Here is a 23367-nt window from a genome sequence, read left to right on the forward strand (position 1 = left end):
TCTTAGGCGATTTATATTGATTTATCGCAATTTTGATCGGGAAACGGCAGTGAATAGCGTGAGATGAGGAATTAACCGGAGCGGCAATCATACCGCTCCGCCGGGGATTAATGAACCTGGGCGCTACCGTCAGTAGAGTCGTTACGAATTGCCGCAATGTCCACCGCATCATACACATAGTGGTTGCCGCAGTAGTCACAGTGCATATCAATCTGACCATCTTCCACCAGAATTTGATCGACTTCCGCCTGTGGCAACGTTTTCAGAACTTCGCCGCAACGCTCACGAGAGCAACTGCATTTAAAATTGACGTTTTGCGGCTCGTATACCGTGACCTCTTCCTGATGATACAGACGCCATAACACCTCATTGGCTGGCAACGTAATCAACTCTTCGGTTTTGATGGTTTCAGAAAGCGTCGCCAAATGGTTAAAGTCTTCAATATTACCGTCTTGCGCAGGCAGAACCTGTAATAGCAAGCCGCCAGCGCCGGATTGCCCCTGATGCTCGCCGGTGCGAATAAACAGACGCGTCGGCAACTGCTCAGAGCGCATAAAGTAATCTTCTAAGCATTCGGCCAGTGTGTCGCCTTCCAGCCCGACAACGCCCTGATAACGCTCCCCTTGTTGCGGCGTAATGGTAATCACCAAATAGCCATTGCCCACCATCTCTTTTAGGCTGCTACCGGGAGCGATATCGCCTTGCGTGCGCGCCACACCTCGCATCTCTTGCCGATTATTGCCGTTGATAACCGCAAGATTTAGCGCGCCGTCGCCCTGGAGCTGCACGGTAATGTCGCCATCAAATTTTAATGTCGCCGTCAGCAGGCTGGTTGCCACTAACAGTTCACCTAACAGTTGCTGAACCGGCTGTGGATAATCGTGCCCGGCAACCATTTCGCGCCAGGTGTTGGAGACGTTGACCAGTTCGCCGCGCACGGCGTGGTTTTCGAACAGGTAACGATGTAGTTGATCTGGATGGGACATAATTATTCTCTCAGTGTGACGACAACTTACTCGTCGCCCGTCAATTTAAATTTCATCAGGTCGCGGCGCTCTTTTTTATCCGGGCGGCGATCCGGGTGCGGCATGCTCAACGCATTCATTTTGCGCGCCAATGCCACCTTTTCACGCTTTTCAACGCTTTGCTCGGTTTCACGATAAAGCTGTTGCGCCTCAGTCGCCGGCCCACGCCGTTCGGAAATGGCTAAAATAATCACGGTACGCTCATCGTTACCCTGGCGTAAGGTCAACTCAGCATTTAGCTCAACCGTTTTACTCGGTTTGCTACGTTGCCCGTTATAGTGAACCTTACCGCCTTCGATCATTTCACGCGCGATGGCGCGGGTCTTATAGAAACGCGCAGCCCACAGCCATTTATCGAGACGTACGGTTTCTGCGGTTTTCTCTTTCATCGCGGCTCCTGAATATTTTACGCCTGGCGTGTGTACCGATATTTTTTCAGACACTCTGAAGTATGGGCGGAAAATAAGAAATCAAGAAAGGGTAGCACAAAGATGCCGTCGTCTCAGAATAGCGGCCGCACGGCCTGTATTGGGGTTAAAGAGTGGTTGAAGCACTTATCGTAATACTGTTGTATTTCAATAATTCGTGTGCGATTACGATGAATACGTTTTAACGCGAGCAGACCATTAACAACGACGCTTACGCCTAATAGTAACAGCAGTAAGGTGGTGCCCAGATAGCGCCACAAGGTTAGCGCGCCCGGCTCACTATGTAGCGCGATATGTTGAGTGCCATTAGCATCAGTACTGATATTAGTAATAATGCCGCTGGCGCTGAACGGCGTATGTAGCAACATGCCAGACAGACGTTGTAGTTCGCGCCATTGGTCTACTGCATTGTAATCAAACAGCGAAACCGTAGGTTGTGGATGGTTGACCCACTGGCGCCCTTCATCGCTTACGATCAGGAAGCCGCCAGGCGGTGGGCTGTTTAACGCTTCCGCCGCCCGGTGTGTTTCACGATAAAAGAACGAAGAGGTGGCGGTGGTGACCAGGTTCTCTAACGCTTCAGCGCTAACCGGACGTAACAACACATTCATCCCATTCAGCGAACCGGAGTCAGCGCGGCGTACCAGGGTTTCCCAATCTTTGGCATTACCCAAATTAACCAGCGCGTTTTTTAAACGAACACAGTCTTGATCCTGGCTACACAGATCTTGCGTCTTTAGCACCAGATCGGAAAAATCATCCAGCAGAATCATGCCCGATTTTTGAATGGCGGTGGCTAATTGCGGGTTGAGTTTCGGATCGGTATTGGTTTGTGGATGCAACTGCTGGCTGGTGGTGGTCAACAACGCTGCCGCTTTATCAATCACGTCCGACTGCGGTTTAGGTAGCGGAGCCGCGTTATTCCAATAGACCGCCGAACAATCAAACGGCATGAAAGCATAACTACGATTGCTTTGGTAGTTGGCAGGAATCGAACACATACCGGTTCCCGTCACTTTTAGGCTATCACCAACGTGTAGCGTGTTTTTTTCCAGATCCGCCACTGTGCTGACCTGGATGCTATCGGTGCCTTTCAGCCACGCCATACTTAACTTAATTGGCATACTCAGTGGGATCCAGGTGACCAGCAGTACCAACACCAGCAGGGAACCGCACGCCAGCACCATATTCTTTTTCCAGCGCTGAATCGGGAAGTTATGTACTTCGTCACGCAGTGAAAGGAAACGCCCTTGACGAACTACATGGCGATTAAGGTATATATCCACCTCGGTCATCTGACCCAGATCATGGGCTACGTAAGGCTGCCAGTGAGCAGGGTAAATTAAGTCAATAATTCCTAAAGAGATATTGCTCATTTGCCCCTGGTTTGACTCACTAAATAATCCCCAACGTTTTGGTGCGCCGCGCAAGCAATGAATTTCGCGTAACTCTCGTTCTGCCGGACGGCGATAGAGGAACCACACGCTGACGGCGATTAGCGCGATACCTGCGGCAACCAGCCAGGGCATCAATAAAATCGGCGTAATCAGGCTGATAAAAAACAGCAGCAAGCCGCTGCTGATGGCAACGGCTTCTCGCGTCCCGTCAGAGCGCGACAACATATGTTCTTCGCGCGACTCTTTGCGTACGCTAAGTAATTCAATATGCTCGCTTTCTTCTTTACGAATGGAAGCGTTGGTTGCCATAGGACGCACGACTGGCGGCAACGCCGATTGCTCACCGGCATAATTTAGGAGCGAGTGACCGTTAAGCGAAATAACCAACGGAATGGTCTGCGTCTTAATCAGTTCAACATAGTTTTCTTCCGCAATGTACTGCTCCCAAAGCGGCGGCAGATGGACCTCTATCGCATCAAGGTAGTAACGCCACTTTTGCGGTTCATCGGTGGAGAGGCCGTAGCGCGTAATAGCGCGCGTGACAGGATAAACTTTATTGCTTTGCGAAGTGAGGGTCAGTTTTTCCGGCGAAGAACTGGTGCCGGTTGGCAGCACCACGCGCTGTTTTTTCGCCAGTGACTCCACGTAACGTTCTACGGCGATACGTTCTTCCGGCGTTAGATTGCGGTGTGGCGGATTGATAAACGGCAGTGGTTTCGCCAACGGCGGACGATGCCGCATAGCGTACCAGAAATAAACGCCTGCAATAATTGAGCAAGCAAGTATTACCACCAGGATGATGATTATTGTGCTCATTCTTTGCTCATTCCAGCCAAACAACTGCTGACACTTTGGATGCTCACTCCGAATTATCTTAGATATAATGGTTGATTCTGGCGGGGTTGGGCAACACTGGCAACCAGCCGGACAAATAAAATAATGCACAAAATCATAAAATTAGAATAGCGATATAACAAGCCCTGTCAAAATGTTACCTGTCGAAAGCGCATTTAAGTATCAGTTTTTTCCTGGTTTTTAGTGGCGATATTGACTTTTTATTAAAACTTTTTCTTAGCATTAACAATCATTTGTTATAAAAATTGAAATTAAAACGTGCGATGATTGGATTCCCGTTATGCCTGACGCACAATGGACGCGTGTACCGCGTTTTGAACCAATGGCGGCACGGTAAATTCACCTGGCGCGCTAATCCCTGGGGCAAAAATGACCAGACAATTACAGAAACCCACCATCCTGAACGTTGAAGCCGTCGCGCGGTCTCGCCTATTTACGGTTGAAGCGGTCGATCTCGCTTTCAGTAATGGCGCAAGGCGCGTTTATGAACGCATGCGCCCTTCCGACCGGGAAGCGGTGATGATTGTGCCCATTATTGATAATGAGGTCATTTTAATCCAGGAGTATGCGGTTGGTCTGGAGAGCTATGAACTTGGCTTTCCAAAAGGGCTTATCGACCCGGGTGAAACGGTGTTTGAAGCGGCAAACCGTGAGCTAAAAGAGGAAATTGGCTTCGGCGCCGAAGAGATGAAATCGCTCAGTAAGCTCACTATGGCGCCTTCTTACTTCTCCAGTAAGATGAATATCGTCGTGGCGGAGAAGCTTTATCCTGAATCGCTGGAAGGTGATGAGCCAGAGCCGTTACCTCAGGTGCGTTGGCCGCTTGATAACCTGCTGGCGCTGCTGGAAGAGCCGGACTTTCGCGAGGCGCGTAACGTTAGCGCACTGTTCCTGGTGCGGGAGTGGTTAGTGAAGCAGGGGCGTTTAGTTTACTGAGCGTAGTAAGCAATGAGAAAAGGGGCCAGCGGCCCCTTTTTTGTTAGTAATGGCGCAGTAGATCAGAACAATTCGTGACTTTCGCCGTTATCCATCAAGGTGGTGCCGACATCGTGTACCGAATATTCCGTGGGCTGCGTACCATTGATGAAATACTCTTGCCGGGTATTGCCACCCCCGTTGGCTAACTTACCGGTACTGCGATCAATGGTCACGGTCACCACGCCGTCCGGCGGCGTTAGCGGCTCAACCGGCACGCCATCCAGCGCGCTCTTCATATAATCATCCCAGGCTGGCTGTGCGCTCTTCGCGCCGCCTTCATAGCCGGAAATCTGATCTTTAATCATACCGGAGGCGGTGGTGCGCCCTAAATCACGGCGATGATCGTCGAAGCCAATCCACACCGAGGTGACGACGCCCGGACCATAACCCGAGAACCAGGCATCTTTTGAACTATTGGTGGTACCGGTTTTACCGCCGATATCATTACGTTTTAGATCACGCGATGCGCGCCAACCGGTACCCATCCAACCCGGTTCACCGAATATGTTCGAATTAAGCGCGCTTTTAATCAGGAAGGAGAGCGGCGTATTGATCACATGCGGCGCATACTGTTGCTCGCCATCCTGCTGCGCTTGTGCAGAGGTGACCTGCTCAAGCTGCGGTTGCGGTACTGCTACATTCGGACCTTGTTGCGAAACCGCGACGTTTTCCACGCTATCTTCGCTGAGCGCCACCGCTTTTTTGGTATCGCCATAAATTACCGGCAAATTGCACTGCGGGCAGGCGATTTTAGGTTTCACTTCAAACACGGTTTTACCCTGTTCATCTTCAATCTTACGAATGAAGTAAGGGTCGACCAGGAAACCGCCGTTGGCCATGACCGCATAACCGCGCACTAACTGCATCGGTGTGAACGAGGCCGAACCCAGTGCGAGGGACTCGGTATGCACAATATTTTGCGCCGGGAAGCCGAAGCGCTGCAGATACTCTGCCGCATAGTCAACGCCCATTGCGCGCATTGCACGCACCATCACCACGTTTTTCGACTCACCTAACCCCTGGCGGAGACGAATCGGGCCATCATAACTCGGCGGTGAGTTCTTCGGTCGCCAGTCAGAACCGGCACCGGCATCCCAACGTGAAATAGGAACATCGTTCAGGATAGAAGCCAGCGTCAGGCCGCGATCCATCGCTGCGGTATACAGGAAGGGTTTAATATTGGAGCCCACCTGGCGCAGCGCCTGCGTCGCACGGTTGAATTTACTTTGATTAAAGTCGAAACCGCCAACCAGCGCGCGAACCGCGCCATCATGCGGATCGAGTGAAACCAGCGCCGAGTTAACATCTGGCACTTGCGCCAGCCACCAATCGTTATCAACCTGGCGCACCCAAATTTGCTGGCCGGGTTGCACCACTTGAGTCACGGTTTTCGGCGTCACGCCCTGCAACGTATCGGACTTATAAGGCCGCGCCCAACGCATCCCTTCCATTCGCAAGGATACCGTACTGCCATCGCGCATCAGGGCGGTAGCTTCATCGTTATTTGCCGTCGTAACGACTGCCGGATACAACGGGCCATAGATCGGTAAATCTTTCAGCGATTTCAGAATTTCGCTACGTCCCCACGCTGCTTCACCCACTTTCCACAGCACGTTGGACGGGCCACGATAGCCGTGGCGCATGTCGTAAGCAATAACGTTATTGCGCACCGCATCTTGGGCAGCGGTTTGGAGCTTACGCGTCACGGTGGTGTAGACTTTGAAGCCATCGGTATAGGCATTGTCGCCGTAGCGTTTCACCATTTCCTGACGCACCATTTCACTTAAATAAGGTGCGGAGAAGACGATTTCCGGGCCGTGATAAACCGCGACCAGCGGTTCGTTGCGTGCCTGATCGTATTGCTGCTGTGTGATGTAATGCTGATCAAACATACGCGCCAGCACCACATTACGGCGAGCCAGCGCACGATCGTGTGAATACAACGGGTTAAAGGTTGATGGCGCTTTCGGCAAACCGGCAATGACGGCCATTTCGCCTAGCGACAGTTGGCTAACGTCTTTACCAAAGTAGACGTGCGCTGCCGCGCCGACACCATAAGCGCGGTAACCCAGATAAATTTTATTCAGATACAGTTCAAGAATTTCATCTTTATTGAGCAATTGCTCAATACGGATCGCCAGAAAAGCTTCCTTAATCTTACGCATCAGGGTGCGTTCAGGGCTAAGGAAAAAGTTACGCGCCAACTGTTGCGTAATGGTACTGGCGCCCTGCGATGCATGGCCGGAGACCAGCGCGACGCTGGCGGCGCGGAAAATACCAATCGGATCGACGCCGTGATGCTCATAGAAGCGGCTATCTTCGGTGGCGATAAAGGCCTTCACCATCTCGGGCGGGATCTGCTGTAGCGTCAATGGAATACGACGCTTCTCGCCATATTGGGCAATCAGCTCGCCATCCGCACTGTAGATCTGCATTGGTGTCTGGAGCCGAACATCTTTCAGCGTATTCACATCGGGTAGCTGCGGTTCAACATATTTATAGAGGCCGTAAACCGAGCCGGCTCCCAGCAAGATGCAACACACTGCAAGGATTAAAAAATACTTTACGAACTTCACCTGAGATTTCCCATTTAATGTCGTTTGGGCAGTTTATAAACAATCGCGCGGTAGTATAAAGGCAAGCCTGACGCTTTGATACGACCTTTTTATGTAACCGACGATATGGAGATCGCGCGAAAATGGCTTTTCAGACATGGCAAATTGGCCTGGATATCCAAAATGGGCAGCTTTGCGCCCTGGGTATCCAACGTCGACGTAACGGTTGGCAACTGCGTCACTGGTGGCAACATGCGTTGCCGGACGATACGTTAACCAACGGTATCCTGCAACGTGCGCCGGAACTGATCGCGTTATTGTCGCAGTGGCGGGCTCAGCTTCCGCGCTACTTTTCGCTGCGGGTCGGGTTCCCACCTCAGGGCGTGCTGCAGCGTCAATTCAGGTTACCTGCCGCATCATTACGCGAACCAGAGTGTAGTCGTTATGTTAGCGCGGCGGCGAGACGACTATTCCCAATTGCGCCTGAAATGCTGGCGTTGGACTACCGTGCTACCTCGGGTGACGAGATTAACATCACCGCCACGCGTAAGGAGACGCTGTCACAGTGGCTAGCCTGCCTGAGCGCGGCAGGTCTGTGCGCTGACATTTTTGAACTCACCCCAGCGGCGCTGTGGTCGCTGGCACAGGTACTGGAGCTACCGCCTAACGCGGTACTGGTACATCAGCTTTCCGACCATTGGTTGTGGTGTGGCAAAAACCCGACGACGCAGCCGCCAGGCTGGTGCTCAACCGCCAATGCGTCTGATATTTCGGCGTTACGCGCGAGCTATCTAGATAAACACTCCCTGATCTATTTCAGCGCCGACCGGCCTGGTTTACCGGCCGGGGTTGATGCGTTACGGCCACTGGAAGCATTACAGCTAATGCAGCCGCCGTTGCCGGTATATAGCGGCGTATTTTCATTGGCGATGGGCCTGGCGTTCAGGCCGGAGGACGCATGATGGTATGGGTCAATCTCCTTCCATGGCGTGAGGCACGGCTACTGCGGCGGTGGCGCCAATGGCGGATGTTAATCATAGGCTCGCTGGTCATCGCTTTAGCGGTAAATATTCTCTGGATTAGTGTGTTGGTAAGTACCAACAATCACTTGCAACGGGCTGTCAGCGAGGCTGGCGCAGCCCGGCAACAGGCGGATAAAGCGGCAAGGTATCGACAAGAGGCGTTGCAGCAGCAATTACAGCTACTCCAGCGGTGGCAGCAGAAGCAGCATCAATATCTGCAGTCTCAAGCGTGGCTAGATTTCGTCGAAAGGTTGGGGGGACGGTTACCGCAAAGTGTGTGGCTAACCGCGTTACAAAAAACGGCGGCGTCACTGCGTTTCGCTGGATTAAGCCTGTCAGTGGATGACATTGCGCTCTTGACTCGGCAGCTTGGTGAGTTGGGCTTATTTCGCCGCGTTAATGGCGGCGCGATTGAGCAACACACTTCCGGGGCGCTGAGTTTTACCTTAACCGCGATGCTGGAGGGGGAAAAGGAAGATGAATGAGTTACGCAGGCGTTGGCTATCGGCGCACTACGCGGTACGTAGTTTTACTTGGTTGGCGTTTATTGGCGGCGGCGGGTTGCTAACGTTTTGGCTGTGGATTCAGCCGCAGCGTGAGTTAGGGCAACAACTACGCCAGGAAGCACATCAATTAGCGCAGGCGTATCGGATACGTTTTGAGGCGCTACGTCAGCCGCCCTTATTGCACGACGTTTTGACAGAGAATACGCGCTTACGAATGTTGTTGAGCGAGAGGAGTAACCGGTTTTCGCTCACCGTTCTGTTGGCGCAGAGCGGGGGGGAGTTGGCGCACTGGCGGCCTGATGCCGCTGGAGGGATGTTGGGGCTACGGCTCAGTTGGGCACAGCTTATTCGCGTTTTTAGCTATCTGCATGGCGTGCGGCCGCTGCCGGATTATCCGCATTTCACAATCCAGCGTAGCGGTAACCAGTTGCTGGCTCAGTTTACCTTGCGTCTTACCGATGAAGAGTAATCTCCTCGGCTGTGGGTTGATGCTAATAGTCGGCGGCGCTGATGCTCGCGATCCGTTTGAGCCGCCCAGAACTGCGCGCTGCCAACAGACGGTTCCCGCGCTGAATGGCTGGCGTTTGCAGGGCATTATCGGTAATGGCGAGAGGTTTTTAGGCTGGCTCCGGTCGCCGGAAGGTAAGGTGGTGGTCGGGGCACCCGGGCGGGCGTTTCCACTTCCTTTTTGGCGCGTCACGCAGGTACAGGCGTTCAGCATTACGCTGATCGCGCAACAGAGCTGTCAGCCGCTGACGGTACAACTTCGACTACAGGATGTGAAGCATGAAGACAGGGATGGTGTTTCTGTTGGCGTGGCTGATATGGCCCGCGGTAGCACGGGAGAATGATCAACCGCTCTCGTTAGCGTTCGATAATGCGCCAGTCTCTGATGTTTTACAGGCGCTGGCTGAGTATCAACAGCTTAACCTGGTGATAGCGCCCGGTGTCGAAGGGCGGCTCTCGTTGCGTTTGCAAGCGGTTCCCTGGCGTCAGGCGTTGACGCTGGTGGCGCGCATGTCGCAGTTAGTGATTGAAACCGAAGGCAATGTATTGATGGTTTTTCCACACAGTTGGCAGCGTGAACAACAACAACGCCAGCAGGATGTTCGCGCAAAGGCACAGCAGAATCAGCCGCTTGGTAATCTCACGCTGGTGTTGCACTACGCCGATGCAGCAGCCATACGTGAAAATCTGCTCGCAGAACGTGAAAATTTAATGAGTCCACGCGGCAGCGTCATTGTCGACACGCGTACTAATGCCTTGTTAATACGAGACACGTCAGCGGCGCAGGAGGAAGTCGCGCGTTGGGTGAAAGCATTGGATGTGCCGCTCGAGCAGGTAGAGTTGGCGGCACATATTGTGACCATTGGTGAAGAGCATTTGCGCGAGCTGGGCGTGAACTGGGCAACCGGCGGCGCGGAGCAGATTAACCAGGCGCTAAGAAATCCGCATTTTGGCGTTGATCTGGCGGTTAATAACCCGGCAATGACCGCTGGGTTCACGCTTGGCCGGCTGGATGGTCGCTTACTCGATCTGGAACTGAGCGCGCTTGAACGAGAAGACCAGGTGGAAATTATCGCTAGCCCACGCTTGTTCACCTCACATCAACAACCCGCCAGCATTAAGCAAGGAACCGAAATTCCTTACGAAGTGGCGAATGGCAGCAATGGCGCAACCCGTATTGAGTTTCGCGAAGCGGTGTTAGGGATGGAGGTTACGCCATCGGTTCAGCCAAACGGGCGAATCTTACTGAAGTTACATTTGAGCCAGAATGTACCGGGGCGCACGTTGCGGCATGGCGATAGCGAAGTGCTCACCATTGATAAACAAGAGATTGATACCCAGGTAACCTTAAAAGATGGTCAAACGCTGGCGTTGGGCGGTATTTTTCAGCAACAGAAAAGTCAGGGGCGTAATGCGGTGCCGTTACTGGGGAAGATTCCGTTACTGGGGGCATTATTTCGGCATCAGATTGATGAGCGAAAACGGCGTGAACTGGTGATCTTTATCACGCCGCGTCTGATTCGTGACCCCTGATCGCTTTTCCACACACATCGGGCTTTACAACGCTTTTTTTCACGGATTGCGCGCATATGCGTTTGACGTAAGGGCGGAATTAGCTTACAAGGTTTAGCGATTTTGACTTTTGGGCCACGAAGCCTGGTACCTGAAGTAGATTACCGTTTTAGATCGCGTGGTCCAGGCGCAGCTTATGCCGCAGCGCGGTCATTAAAATAAAGCGGACTGAAGCGTCGGAGCCGGCGCGCAATGAGCAGGCAATTTATTCGGTTGCCAAACGACCTTGAGTATTGAGATAATTTTTCGTCTGACTCTCGCACTATCGCTCATGAGGTTTCAGTTCATGTCCCGCCAGCGTAAACGCGCTGAACGCGGGGTATCATCCACGAATGTCTTAGTAATACCGAAAAAATGGCAGAGAAACGCAATATCTTTCTGGTTGGGCCTATGGGTGCCGGCAAAAGCACTATTGGTCGTCAGTTAGCTCAGCAACTCAATATGGAATTTTACGATTCCGATCAAGAAATTGAGCGACGTACCGGAGCGGATGTGGGCTGGGTGTTCGACGTTGAAGGCGAAGCCGGCTTTCGCGATCGTGAAGAAAAAATCATCAACGAACTCACCGAGAAGCAGGGCATTGTCTTGGCGACCGGTGGTGGTTCCGTGAAATCCCGTGAGACGCGTAACCGTCTCTCCGCCCGCGGCGTTGTGGTCTACCTGGAAACCACTATCGAAAAACAACTGGCTCGCACACAGCGCGATAAAAAACGTCCTTTACTGCAGGTTGATTCACCGCCGCGTGAAGTGCTGGAAGCGCTGGCTGGCGAACGTAACCCGCTGTATGAAGAAATCGCCGATGTGACGATTCGTACCGACGATCAAAGCGCTAAGGTCGTGGCGAACCAGATCATTAACATGTTGGAAAAAAATTAACACGGCCTGCGGCCATAGCGAAAAGGTGTACAGCGTCATGGAGAGGATTACCGTCACTCTGGGAGAGCGTAGCTACCCAATTACCATTGCCGCCGGACTGTTTAACGATCCGGCTTCTTTTTGGCCGCTGAAAGCGGGCGATCGGACGATGTTGGTAACCAATCAGACGCTGGCACCGCTGTACCTTGAGCCCCTGCGCCAACGGCTTGAAAGCGCTGGTGTGAAGGTTGATCAAGTTATTCTGCCGGATGGCGAGCAGTATAAAACGCTGGCGGTAATGGAGCAGGTGTTCACCGCGCTGCTGGAGAAAGTGCATGGGCGTGACACGACGTTGGTCGCGTTGGGTGGCGGGGTAATCGGCGATCTGACTGGGTTCGCTGCCGCCAGTTATCAACGCGGCGTTCGCTTTATTCAGGTTCCCACCACACTGTTGTCACAGGTCGACTCTTCGGTCGGCGGTAAAACCGCCGTCAACCATCCGCTTGGCAAAAACATGATTGGGGCGTTTTACCAGCCAGCATCGGTGGTTATCGATCTGGACTGTTTGAAAAGCTTACCGCTGCGTGAGTTAGCGTCGGGCATGGCGGAAGTCATTAAGTACGGCATTATTTTGGACGGTGAGTTTTTCAACTGGCTAGAACAGAATCTTGATGCCTTAATGGCGCTGGATGGCGAGGCGATGGCATGGTGTATTCGTCGTTGCTGCGAATTGAAAGCCGAAGTAGTGGCCGCCGATGAGCGTGAGATGGGGCAACGCGCGCTGCTAAACCTTGGGCATACTTATGGTCATGCGATTGAAGCGCATATGGGCTATGGGAATTGGCTGCATGGTGAGGCGGTGGCCGCAGGGATGGTGATGGCCGCACGGACCGCAGAGCGCCTTGGGCAGTTTAGCGCGGCGGATACCGATCGGATTATCGCGTTACTTCGTCGGGCGGGTCTTCCGGTAAACGGCCCGGCAAATATGCCGGCGGAAGCGTATTTGCCGCATATGATGCGTGATAAGAAAGTGCTGGCCGGTGAGTTACGCCTGGTGCTACCTCTCGCGATCGGCAAAGCCGAGGTGCGCGGCGGTGTGGCACATGATATTGTTTTGGCTTCAATCGAAGATTGTCAGCCAGCCTGAATCACAGTGAGTCAGTTGTAAATGCCGGGTACAGGAAGGTATCGGTATATGCCGCTAAACGGGAGGAGGTTAAATGGACGAGTTTAAACCGGAAGACGAGTTAAAACCTGACGCCAGTGACCGCCGTCCGACGCGGTCACGCAAAACGTCTTCTGCGCCGAAAGTGCCGGTTTCACGTCAGCATATGATGATGGGTATCGGTATTTTGGTGTTGTTGTTACTGGTTATCGGCATTGGCTCCGCCCTGAAAGGGCCGAGCGACAGTTCGTCTTCTCAGCCGACCGCGGGCAATAACGCCGCTTCCGGTAACAATGCGGCTAACGGCAATGCGCCTGCTAATGCTAATGGTGGCGAGAAAAATATCGATCTCTCCGGCTCATCCTCCATGAGCGGCCAGACACCTGCTTCACCGTCCGGCGGCGAGAACGCTTCCGGCACCGCGGCGCAAAATACTCCTCCTCCTTCACCACAGGAATTGAGCGCGCCGCCGGTTTCCAACACGCCAACGCAAGCTGCGCCAGTGCAGGCGCCGCAAAACCAACAACGGGTTGAATTACCGGGCGATCTGAATTCCGCGTTGAATAATCAGCAGGGGCAGGTTGACGCTGCTACACAAGGTGCGGCCAATAGCAGCTCATTGCCGACCGCGCCGGCAACGGTAAGCGGCACGGCAGGTAATACCAACCCGCAGCCGGTGAATAAACCCGCACCGCACCATACGGCATCGCACAACACGAAACCGGCGGCAACGCATAAACCAACGGCGAACAAACCCGCCGCGCAGGCTCAACGCCCAACGGCTTCTGCTCACAATGCCAGCTCAGGTCATAGTAGCGTTAGCGCGGCCAATAGCGCAGCGCCCGGCGGTAGCTACACGCTGCAACTGAGTAGCGCATCGCGTCAGGATACCTTGAACGCCTGGGCGAAAAAGCAAAATCTCAGTGCTTATCATGTTTATCAGACCACCCGTAACGGGCAGCCTTGGTATGTGCTGGTTAGCGGTTCCTACGCGACACCTGCGGAGGCGAAACGTGCGGTTGCTTCGTTGCCTGCTGAAGTTCGTGCGCAGAACCCCTGGGTTAAGCCAGTTAGCCAGGTAAAAAAGGAAGCAGGTAAGTAGCCATTGAATGGCGGGGGCATCAAACCTACGCCGCGCGGCCAGATGAAGCTCGCTTTGTCTGACCGTGCTTATATTAGCTAAAGCGCAGATATGCTGTCGGTAAAACCACAGCCAGACGGGTAGAAGTAAGTAAAACGACGGCATGAAAAAACATCGCGCTTTTTTGAAATGGGCGGGGGGGAAGTACCCGCTATTGGACGATATTCGACGACATCTTCCACCGGGTGATTGTCTGGTTGAACCTTTTGTTGGTGCCGGATCGGTTTTTCTAAACACCGATTATCCGCGCTACATTTTGGCGGATATTAACAACGATCTGATTAACCTTTACGACATCGTCAAAACCCGTACCGCAGAGTTTATTCGCGATGCGCGTGTGCTGTTCACGCCAGAAGCTAACGATAGCCTCTTTTACTATGCTCATCGCAGCGAATTTAATGCCAGTAATGATCCCTATCGCCGGGCATTATTGTTCCTCTATCTAAACCGCCATTGTTACAATGGGTTATGCCGCTACAATCTCAGCGGCGAATTTAATGTTCCGTTTGGGCGTTATAGCAAACCCTATTTTCCGGAAGAAGAGCTGAATTGGTTTGCCGAGCAGGCGCAAAAAGCGACCTTTGTCTGTGAATCGTACGATGTTACGCTGAATAAAGCGCAGGTGGGGTCGGTGGTGTATTGCGATCCCCCCTATGCGCCGCTTTCTGCGACGGCAAACTTTACCGCTTACCACACCAATAGTTTCAGCCTGCGCGAGCAGCAGCATTTGGCTGAATTGGCGACAAAGCTGGCGCAGGAAAACCGTATTCCGGTGCTGATTTCGAACCACGATACCGTGTTGACACGCGAGTGGTATCAACAAGCCGTTCTTCATGTGGTGAAGGCACGGCGTACAATCAGCAGAAGTATTAATGGTCGCAATCAGGTTGACGAACTGTTGGCTCTCTATCGCTAGCGTTTTTCGTCCGCGACCAACGTATTTAGTCAGTGACCGCACTGGCGCACAAATTGGGAGAAACGGATGAAACAGTTTTTACTCGCTCCATCAATCTTGTCGGCAGACTTTGCCCGCCTGGGGGAAGACACGGCGAAAGCGTTAGCCGCTGGCGGCGATGTCGTGCATTTTGATGTGATGGATAATCACTATGTGCCGAATCTGACGATGGGCCCGATGGTGCTGAAAGCGCTGCGTGATTACGGTATCACTGCGCCGATCGATGTTCATCTGATGGTGAAACCGGTTGATAGCCTGATTCCACAATTTGCTAAAGCAGGCGCCAGTTTTATCACTTTCCACCCGGAAGCCTCTGAGCATGTCGATCGTACTCTGCAACTGATTAAAGAACACGGTTGTAAAGCCGGTCTGGTGCTTAATCCGGCCACCTCGCTCAGCGAGTTGGAGTACGTGATGGATAAGCTGGATATTATTTTGCTGATGTCGGTGAACCCAGGCTTTGGCGGTCAATCGTTTATTCCCGGCACGCTGAATAAGCTGCGCCAGGCGCGCAAGCTCATTGATGAGAGCGGTTACGATATTCGCCTTGAGGTAGATGGCGGGGTTAAGATCGACAACATTGCCGAGATCGCCGCCGCCGGTGCGGATATGTTTGTCGCGGGATCGGCGATTTTTGGCCATCCGGATTACAAAAAAGTCATTGATGATATGCGTAACGAACTGGAGAAGTCCCGTCATGGCTCATTTCACTAATATTCGTGGGTTGGCGTTCGATCTGGATGGGACGTTAGTCGATAGCGCGCCAGGCTTGGCGGATGCATTAGGCCAGGCTTTAAACGCTATGGACCTCCCGGCGCCGGGTGTGGAGCGCGTCTCCACTTGGATTGGTAACGGCGCGGATATTATGGTCGAGCGTACCCTTACTTGGGCGCTAAACCGTAAGCCAGAAGCGGACGAACAGCGCGATACACGCGTATTGTTTGACAAATATTATGCGGCAACGGTCAACAGCGGCAGTACCTTGTTCCCGCATGTGGCGGCTAGCCTGGAAAAACTGGCGGCCCATGACCTTCCGCTGGCAATTGTCACCAATAAGCCGACCCCGTTTGTCGCGCCATTGCTGGAGACATTGGGCATTGCCCGCTATTTCTCGCTGATTATTGGCGGTGACGATGTGGTGGCGAAAAAGCCGCATCCGGCACCGATTTTCCTTGTATTAGGCAAATTTGGCCTGTTACCGCAAGAGCTGCTCTTTGTCGGTGATTCGCGCAATGATATTCTGGCGGCGCAAGCGGCGGGATGCCCTTGCGTAGGGATGACGTTTGGCTACAACTACGGTGAGTCGATTACCACCAGTAATCCGAACCTTGCGCTGGACGATTTTAACGATCTTTTGCCCGCTTTAGGGCTGTAATTATCAGGATATAAAGTATGAGCAAACCCATCGTATTTAGCGGCGCACAGCCTTCTGGCGAATTGACCATTGGTAACTACATGGGTGCGCTGCGTCAGTGGGTCAATATGCAGGATGATTACCACTGCATATATTGTATTGTCGACCTGCACGCCATCACGGTACGTCAGGATCCGGTAGCGTTGCGTAAAGCGACGCTGGATACGCTGGCGCTGTATTTGGCCTGCGGTATCGATCCGGCGAAAAGCACCATATTCGTGCAGTCGCACGTACCGGAACATACGCAACTGGGCTGGATCCTGAATTGCTACACCTATTTCGGTGAGCTAAGCCGCATGACGCAATTCAAAGATAAATCCGCGCGCTATGCGGAAAATATCAACGCCGGGCTGTTTGATTATCCGGTACTGATGGCGGCGGATATTTTGCTGTATCAAACTAACCAAGTGCCGGTTGGCGAAGATCAAAAACAGCATCTGGAGCTGAGCCGTGATATTGCCCAGCGGTTTAATACCCTTTACGGTGAGGTGTTTAAGGTACCTGAGCCGTTTATCCCGAAATCCGGCGCGCGCGTCATGTCATTGCTTGAGCCGACCAAAAAAATGTCCAAGTCGGATGAAAACCGCAATAACGTGATCGGTTTGCTGGAAGATCCGAAATCAGTAGTGAAAAAAATCAAACGTGCGGTTACCGATTCAGACGAGCCGCCAGTGGTGCGTTATGACATTAAACAGAAAGCCGGGGTTTCTAACCTGCTGGATATTTTGTCTGCGGTGACCGGCAAGCCGATTCCACAACTGGAACAAGAGTTCGAAGGCCAAATGTACGGCCACTTGAAAGGGGCGGTTGCCGATGCGGTCTCTGGCATGTTAGGAGAGCTGCAGGCGCGTTACCATCAGTTCCGTAGTGATGAGGCTTACCTTGAGCAGGTGATGCGTGACGGTGCGAATAAAGCGCGCGCGCAGGCGCAAGAGACGCTGAAAAAAGTGTACCAGGCGGTGGGGTTTGTCGCCCAACCGTAAGGTGATGACGAATACTCAACTGTCAGTATTGATGCCCGCCCGCCTTCCGGCGCGCGGGCATTTTTTCGCTCAGAACCAGCGTAATTTCTCACGAAGCGCGACCACTTCACCGACAATGATCAAGCTGGGGCTTTTGACCTGGGTCGCCAGGCTTGCTAACTGCGTTAATTCCCCGCTCACGACCCGCTGGTTTACCGTGGTGCCGTTTTCGACCAGCGCAACCGGCATAGTGGTGCGCATTCCATGGGTTATCAATTGGTGTTGAATCTCAGCCGCCTGCGATAACCCCATGTAAAACACCAGCGTTTGATGATCTGCGGCCATTCGCGACCATTCCAGCGCGCCATTCTGCTGGAGATGACCGGTGACCAGGCGTACGCTTTGCGCATAATCACGGTGGGTTAAGGGGATACCGCTATACGCTGAACAGCCGGAGGCGGCGGTAATGCCCGGCACGACCGAAAAGGGAATATCGGCGCCCAGTAGCGCTTCCAACTCTTCCGCTCCGCGCCCAAAGATAAACGGGTCGCCGCCTTTAAGACGCACCACGCGCTTTCCGCGCTGCGCTTGTTGCAGCAGGATCTGATTGATTTCTTCCTGTGGCACGCAGTGAAAACCAGCGCGTTTACCGACGAAGATGCGCTCCGCATCGCGACGCGTCAGGTTCATGATCTCATCGGACACCAGCCGGTCATACACCACAATATCGGCTTGCTGAATTTGTTGCAGCCCTTTCAGAGTGAGCAAGCCCGCATCGCCGGGCCCGGCGCCGACCAGTACCACTTCACCACGATGTTCTAACGGCTCGCTAAATAGCGTTTCTTTGAGTTGTTCAACCCGTTGTTGATCATCATTAGCCAGCGATTGCGCCAGGCGATCGCTACTGAAGAGCTTTTCCCAGAAACGGCGGCGTAATGCGGGAGAGGGCAAAGTGGCTTTGACTCGCTGGCGCAAAGCACCGGCAAAATCGGCCAGTTTCCCCAAATGCTGCGGTAGCATTGCTTCCAGCTTTTCCCGCAGTAAGCGCGCCAGCACCGGCGCCCGGCCCCCGGACGAGACGGCGATCATTAACGGCGAGCGATCGATAATCGAGGGCATAATCACACTGGCGCTTTCCGGCGCATCAACCACATTGCAAAAAATACGTCGTGATTCTGCCTCGGCGCTCACCTGTTGATTGAGCGCTTCGTCATTGGTAGCGGCAATAACTAACCAACAATCATCGAGTAATTCAGGCGTAAAGGCATCGTAAATCAGAGTAACGCTGTGGGTCTGCCGCCAGTGGAGGAATTGTGGAGCAAACTCACGGGAACACACACGTAAATCCGCACCGGCATCCAGCAATAACCGGGCTTTACGCTCGGCAACCTCACCGCCGCCGATCAGCAGGCAGGCTTTACCGCGTAGTTGACAAAATAGGGGAAGAAAATCCATACGCACGCTCAGCAGAAAGCAGGGCTACAACGCCCGGAAAAGGCGACTTTTCGGTCGTAGGGCAACCTGAGGCTGCGATGACCGTATTAAGCGCTATTAAACTACAAACAGAGGCGTAAAGCATGCGGCACAGTCGCCCACCGAAGCGGGCGACCCATACCGGCGGTTTACGGTTAGAGATGTACTTCAACCTGGCCGTTATTTACTCGCACCGCATAGGCGGCAACCGAGTAATTTTCATCTTCCAGGCACAGGCCATCACTGAGACGGAAGCGCTGTTTTTTCAGTGGGCTGGCGACCCACAACGCCTGCTGGTGCTCGGCAATGATACCGCGTGACAGCACGCTCGCTTCGGCGAAGGGATCAATATTGCTGATGGCGTAGAGCTGTTCATCAGCGCGTGGGCGGAAAATCGCGACCTGTTTATCGCCCAAGAGCGCACAGACACCGGTAGCCGGTAAAATCTGCTCAAGTTTACAGACGGTTTGCCACTGGCTCATACATTTTCCTCCTCGGCGATGATTTTCACCGCGATGCGTTCGACAGGCCGCGCCGGGCGATGCTGTGCGCGCTCTGTGACCACTTGCACGTTTGGATCGCGCAGCGGGCTATTAATAAAGTGGGCAAACCGCGATTGCTGCTGTGGATCGTTAACGGTTTCAGTCCATTCACACACCACCGCCGCGCGCAGACGCGCGATTTCCGCTTCCAGATGGTCATTAAGGCCGAGTTTGTCCTCAACGATGACTTTGCGCAGATAATCAATACCGCCGTCGAGGCTTTCCAGCCACAATGAGGTGCGTTGCAGTTTATCGGCGGTGCGAATGTAGAACATCATGAAACGGTCAAGATAACGTACCAGCGTATCTCGATCGAGATCGGCGGCCAGCAAGTCGGCATGGCGAGGCTTCATCCCGCCGTTACCACAGACATACAGGTTCCACCCCTTCTCGGTGGCGATAATCCCGACATCTTTACCTTGAGCTTCCGCACACTCACGGGTGCAACCAGAGACGCCGAACTTCATTTTGTGTGGGGTACGAATGCCCTTATAGCGATTTTCCAGCTCAATACCAAACCCAAGACTGTCACCGACGCCGAAGCGGCACCAAGTGCTACCCACGCAGGTTTTTGCCATACGTAGCGCTTTCGCATAGGCATGACCGGTTTCAAACCCGGCATCAATCAGCAGTTTCCAAATCGCCGGTAGATCATCTTTTTGCGCACCGAACAGGCCCAGGCGTTGAGAACCGGTAATTTTGGTGTAGAGATTAAACTGCCTGGCGATAGAGCCAACCGCCACCAACCCTTCCGGCGTAATTTCTCCCCCGGCGGAACGTGGGATCACCGAATAGGTACCGTCCTTCTGGATATTGCCGAGGAAGTTATCGTTACTATCCTGCAATGGCGTGTGCTGCGGTTTCAGCACATATTCGTTCCAGCAGGAGGCCAGCAATGAGGCCACGGTCGGTTTACATACTTCGCACCCATAGCCGCTGCCATATTTGCTTAGCAACGCATCAAAGGTTTTGATCTCATCGACCCGGATCAGATGGTAAAGCTCTTGGCGTGAATAGGCGAAGTGCTCGCACAGGCTGTGGTTCACCTCAATCCCCTGGCGGCTCAATTCTGCATTCAGGACTTGGGTAATCAACGGTACACAACCACCACAGCCGGTGCCTGCTTTGGTTTCAGCTTTGATCGCCGCCACAGTATGGCAGCCTTTCATTACCGCGCTGACGATGTCGCCTTTTGAAACATCGAAGCAGGAGCAGATTTGCGCGCTATCCGGCAATGAGTCAACGCCGATAGCCGGTTTATCGCCGCCGGCATGCGCGGGAAGGATGAGAGAGTCGGGATGCTCCGGCAATTCGATTTGGTTCAACGCCAGTTGTAGCAGATTGCCGTAATCACTGGTATCACCCACTAACACTGCGCCCAGCAAGGTTTTATTATCCGCGCTCACCACCAGGCGTTTATAGATGGACTGACTTTCATCAAGGTAAACGTAGCTACGCGCGCCTTCGGTGCGACCACGCGCATCGCCGATGCCGCCCACGTCAACGCCAAGCAGTTTCAGTTTGGCGCTCATATCCGCGCCGCTAAATTGATTTTCACGGCCCAGTAAATGGTCGCAGGTTACCTGCGCCATCTTATAGCCGGGCGCCACCAGCCCAAAAATGCGATCGTTCCAGGCGGCGCACTCACCAATGGCATACACATCCGGGTCGGCAGTTTGGCAACTATCGTTAATGACAAACCCGCCGCGTGCGCCAACCGGTAAATCACACTGTTTCGCCAGTTTATCCTGCGGGCGAATACCGGTAGAGAACACAATAAAATCCACGTCTAGCTGGCTACCGTCGGCGAACATCAGTGTTTTACCGGTGGTGTCGTTATGGACAATTTCACGGGTATTTTTGCCGGTGTGAACCCGCACACCCATTTGTTCGATTTTTTGGCGTAACTGTTGGCCGCCCATTTCATCTAACTGTTCACCCATCAATACCGGGGCGAACTCAATGACGTGTGTCTCTATGCCGAGGTTTTTTAAGGCGCCAGCGGCTTCCAACCCTAACAAACCACCGCCGATTACCGCGCCGCGCTTGCTGCGACGGGCGCAGGCTTCGATGGCGTTGAGATCTTCAATGGTGCGATAAACAAAACAGTCATTCCCTTCGGCACCCTTGATTGGCGGCACCCACGGATAAGAACCGGTGGCGATAACCAGTTTGTCATAGCCAACGGTGCGACCACTGCTGGAGTGAATGATTTTTTCCTGGCGGTTTAGGGTGATGGCTCGCTCCCCTAACAGAATATTAACGCCATGTTTTTCGTAGTACCCTTCGCGTACCAGTGAGAGTTCTTCTGCGGTATGGTGTGAAAAATAAGCGGAGAGATGGACACGATCGTATGCCACTCGGGGTTCTTCACAGAAGACGGTTATCTCGAACTGACCGGTTTCAGCTTTATCGATTAACTCTTCAATGAAGCGGTGCCCCACCATGCCATTGCCAATGACGGCGAGTTTGACTTTGCTCATTTTTGCCTCAATTTTTCAATTATTGCGGCTACAATAGCGCGGTGAAAACAGCGATTATTGATGTGTATCAATTCAGCTTTCATATACCCACTAAGGAGTAACCGGTGAGTATTGGGATATTTATGATAAATAACGCTATTTTGCGTTCTTTCTGACCACCTTGTGGCCTGGAACCTGCGCAAGATTGAGGCAGGCTTCGATTCAGCGCCTGATATGAGTTGCCGGAGACACCTATGCATACTCCCCCATTACAATGGATTAATAATTTGCGTCTGCCTGGGCAACAAGGGCTGTGGCAAATCACGATTGAGCAGGGAAAAATTGCCGCCATCATTGCGCAACCGTCGCAAAAAATGACCAACGAGCACGGGCTGGATGCTGAAGGCGGGCTAGCCTGGCCGCCATTTGTTGAGCCGCATATCCATCTGGATACCACGCAAACGGCCGGCGAACCGGCATGGAATGAGTCCGGCACGCTGTTTGAAGGCATTGAGCGCTGGGCGGAGCGTAAGGCATTACTCTCGCACCAGGATGTTAAGCAGCGCGCGATACGCACGCTGAAATGGCAGATCGCCAATGGCATTCAATATGTTCGAACCCATGTAGATGTCTCGGACGCATCGCTGACGGCGTTGAAAGCCATGTTGGAAGTGAAACAGGAGATGGCGCCGTGGATTGATGTGCAGATCGTCGCCTTTCCGCAAGAGGGGATTTTGTCCTACCCCAATGGCGAAGCGTTATTAGAGGAAGCATTGCGTCTGGGCGCCGATGTGGTTGGCGCGATCCCCCATTTTGAGTTCACCCGCGAATATGGCGTGGAATCATTGCATAAAGCTTTTGCGCTGGCGCAGAAATACCAGCGGATGGTCGATGTTCACTGTGATGAAATTGATGATGAGCAGTCGCGTTTTGTCGAAACCGTTGCGGCATTGGCCCACCGCGAGGGAATGGGCGCGCGGGTGACCGCCAGCCATACCACGGCGATGCACTCCTATAATGGCGCTTACACGTCACGCTTATTCCGGCTGTTAAAACTGTCTGGCATTCATTTCGTTGCTAACCCACTGGTGAATATTCACCTGCAAGGGCGTTTTGACACTTACCCCAAACGGCGCGGCGTTACGCGCGTTAAGGAGATGCTGGAGGCCGGGATCAATGTCTGCTTTGGGCATGATGATGTGTTTGATCCCTGGTATCCGCTTGGCACCGCCAATCTGTTGCAGGTGCTGCATATGGGGCTGCATGTGTGTCAGCTAATGGGCTATGGGCAAATTGATGCCGGGCTCAATCTGATCACTCACCACAGCGCTGCCGCGCTGGGGCTGCAAGATTACGGTATAAAAGAGGGAAATAGCGCCAACCTCATTATCCTCCCGGCGGAGAGTGGGTTTGATGCCGTCCGTCGTCAGGTGGTGACGCGCTACTCTATTCGGCACGGGCGGGTGATTGCCGCCACGCAGCCGCCACAGTCATCGCTGTTTCTTGATCGGCAAGAGGCGGTTGATTTTCGCCGCTGATGTGCAAGGAAAAGT

At 53.2% G+C, this 23367-nt stretch carries 21 protein-coding genes; 14 read left to right on the forward strand and 7 right to left on the reverse strand.

Annotated elements, in window-relative coordinates; translation table 11 throughout:
• Positions 1–107: 107 nt before the first annotated feature.
• The 3 genes from hslO to PMPD1_RS01570 form a co-directional block, all read right to left on the reverse strand.
• Positions 108–986 (reverse strand): Hsp33 family molecular chaperone HslO, encoded by an 879-nt coding sequence (gene hslO, locus PMPD1_RS01560; RefSeq protein ID WP_173632409.1) that lies wholly within the window; start codon positions 984–986, stop codon positions 108–110.
• A gap of 26 nt (positions 987–1012) precedes the next feature.
• Positions 1013–1414: a ribosome-associated heat shock protein Hsp15 gene (hslR, locus tag PMPD1_RS01565; RefSeq protein ID WP_173632410.1), complete on the reverse strand. Its 402-nt coding sequence runs from the start codon at positions 1412–1414 to the stop codon at positions 1013–1015.
• Between the two features lie 113 nt (positions 1415–1527).
• The gene (locus tag PMPD1_RS01570) at positions 1528–3666 is read right to left on the reverse strand and encodes an intracellular growth attenuator family protein (RefSeq protein WP_173632411.1); all 2139 of its coding nucleotides are present in this window, start codon (positions 3664–3666) and stop codon (positions 1528–1530) included.
• 408 nt (positions 3667–4074) lie between these two features.
• Between PMPD1_RS01570 and nudE the strand changes: the two genes are divergently transcribed.
• Entirely contained in the window at positions 4075–4641 is a 567-nt protein-coding gene (gene nudE / locus PMPD1_RS01575) for an ADP compounds hydrolase NudE (protein ID WP_173632412.1), read from the forward strand.
• 62 nt (positions 4642–4703) lie between these two features.
• Here nudE and mrcA read toward each other — a convergent pair whose 3' ends face one another.
• On the reverse strand, positions 4704–7259 hold the full coding sequence (mrcA, locus tag PMPD1_RS01580) for a peptidoglycan glycosyltransferase/peptidoglycan DD-transpeptidase MrcA (protein WP_173632413.1): 2556 nt from the start codon (positions 7257–7259) through the stop codon (positions 4704–4706).
• Between the two features lie 122 nt (positions 7260–7381).
• On the opposite strand from mrcA, the gene pilM reads away from it, so the two are divergent.
• The 12 genes from pilM (at position 7382) to trpS (ending at position 17358) form a co-directional block, all read left to right on the forward strand.
• On the forward strand, positions 7382–8200 hold the full coding sequence (gene pilM, locus PMPD1_RS01585) for a pilus assembly protein PilM (protein WP_173632414.1): 819 nt from the start codon (positions 7382–7384) through the stop codon (positions 8198–8200).
• The gene (locus PMPD1_RS01590) at positions 8197–8745 is read left to right on the forward strand and encodes a PilN domain-containing protein (protein WP_173632415.1); all 549 of its coding nucleotides are present in this window, start codon (positions 8197–8199) and stop codon (positions 8743–8745) included. Before pilM ends, PMPD1_RS01590 begins: the two co-directional genes overlap by 4 nt.
• Positions 8738–9235: a HofO family protein gene (locus PMPD1_RS01595; protein ID WP_173632416.1), complete on the forward strand. Its 498-nt coding sequence runs from the start codon at positions 8738–8740 to the stop codon at positions 9233–9235. The genes PMPD1_RS01590 and PMPD1_RS01595 overlap by 8 nt, the downstream gene beginning before the upstream one ends.
• The gene (locus PMPD1_RS01600) at positions 9225–9617 is read left to right on the forward strand and encodes a HofP DNA utilization family protein (protein ID WP_173632417.1); all 393 of its coding nucleotides are present in this window, start codon (positions 9225–9227) and stop codon (positions 9615–9617) included. The genes PMPD1_RS01595 and PMPD1_RS01600 overlap by 11 nt, the downstream gene beginning before the upstream one ends.
• Positions 9553–10806 (forward strand): DNA uptake porin HofQ, encoded by a 1254-nt coding sequence (hofQ, locus tag PMPD1_RS01605; protein WP_435529705.1) that lies wholly within the window; start codon positions 9553–9555, stop codon positions 10804–10806. The genes PMPD1_RS01600 and hofQ overlap by 65 nt, the downstream gene beginning before the upstream one ends.
• 393 nt (positions 10807–11199) lie before the next feature.
• Complete coding sequence (aroK, locus tag PMPD1_RS01610; RefSeq protein WP_173632418.1) at positions 11200–11721, forward strand: shikimate kinase AroK; 522 nt, start codon at positions 11200–11202, stop codon at positions 11719–11721.
• Between the two features lie 37 nt (positions 11722–11758).
• Positions 11759–12847: a 3-dehydroquinate synthase gene (gene aroB / locus PMPD1_RS01615; protein ID WP_173632419.1), complete on the forward strand. Its 1089-nt coding sequence runs from the start codon at positions 11759–11761 to the stop codon at positions 12845–12847.
• 73 nt (positions 12848–12920) lie between these two features.
• Positions 12921–13967 (forward strand): SPOR domain-containing protein, encoded by a 1047-nt coding sequence (locus tag PMPD1_RS01620; RefSeq protein WP_173632420.1) that lies wholly within the window; start codon positions 12921–12923, stop codon positions 13965–13967.
• A gap of 142 nt (positions 13968–14109) precedes the next feature.
• The gene (gene dam, locus PMPD1_RS01625) at positions 14110–14922 is read left to right on the forward strand and encodes an adenine-specific DNA-methyltransferase (protein WP_173632421.1); all 813 of its coding nucleotides are present in this window, start codon (positions 14110–14112) and stop codon (positions 14920–14922) included.
• A gap of 66 nt (positions 14923–14988) precedes the next feature.
• The gene (rpe, locus tag PMPD1_RS01630; RefSeq protein ID WP_173632422.1) at positions 14989–15675 is read left to right on the forward strand and encodes a ribulose-phosphate 3-epimerase; all 687 of its coding nucleotides are present in this window, start codon (positions 14989–14991) and stop codon (positions 15673–15675) included.
• Positions 15659–16336: a phosphoglycolate phosphatase gene (locus PMPD1_RS01635; protein ID WP_173632423.1), complete on the forward strand. Its 678-nt coding sequence runs from the start codon at positions 15659–15661 to the stop codon at positions 16334–16336. The genes rpe and PMPD1_RS01635 overlap by 17 nt, the downstream gene beginning before the upstream one ends.
• Before the next feature lie 17 nt (positions 16337–16353).
• Positions 16354–17358 carry a tryptophan--tRNA ligase gene (gene trpS, locus PMPD1_RS01640; RefSeq protein WP_173632424.1) on the forward strand — a complete coding sequence of 335 codons (1005 nt, stop codon included), beginning with the start codon at positions 16354–16356 and terminating at the stop codon, positions 17356–17358.
• 69 nt (positions 17359–17427) lie between these two features.
• On the opposite strand, the gene cysG is transcribed toward trpS, so the two are convergent.
• The 3 genes from cysG to nirB form a co-directional block, all read right to left on the reverse strand.
• Positions 17428–18792 (reverse strand): siroheme synthase CysG, encoded by a 1365-nt coding sequence (cysG, locus tag PMPD1_RS01645; RefSeq protein WP_173632425.1) that lies wholly within the window; start codon positions 18790–18792, stop codon positions 17428–17430.
• A 173-nt stretch (positions 18793–18965) separates the two neighbouring features.
• Positions 18966–19292 carry a nitrite reductase small subunit NirD gene (gene nirD, locus PMPD1_RS01650; RefSeq protein ID WP_173632426.1) on the reverse strand — a complete coding sequence of 109 codons (327 nt, stop codon included), beginning with the start codon at positions 19290–19292 and terminating at the stop codon, positions 18966–18968.
• Positions 19289–21835 (reverse strand): nitrite reductase large subunit NirB, encoded by a 2547-nt coding sequence (nirB, locus tag PMPD1_RS01655; protein WP_173632427.1) that lies wholly within the window; start codon positions 21833–21835, stop codon positions 19289–19291. The genes nirD and nirB overlap by 4 nt, the downstream gene beginning before the upstream one ends.
• Before the next feature lie 233 nt (positions 21836–22068).
• Between nirB and PMPD1_RS01660 the strand changes: the two genes are divergently transcribed.
• On the forward strand, positions 22069–23352 hold the full coding sequence (locus tag PMPD1_RS01660; RefSeq protein WP_173632428.1) for a cytosine deaminase: 1284 nt from the start codon (positions 22069–22071) through the stop codon (positions 23350–23352).
• Positions 23353–23367: the final 15 nt, after the last annotated feature.

The organism is Paramixta manurensis, assembly GCF_013285385.1.
GTDB classification, from domain to species: domain Bacteria; phylum Pseudomonadota; class Gammaproteobacteria; order Enterobacterales; family Enterobacteriaceae; genus Paramixta; species Paramixta manurensis.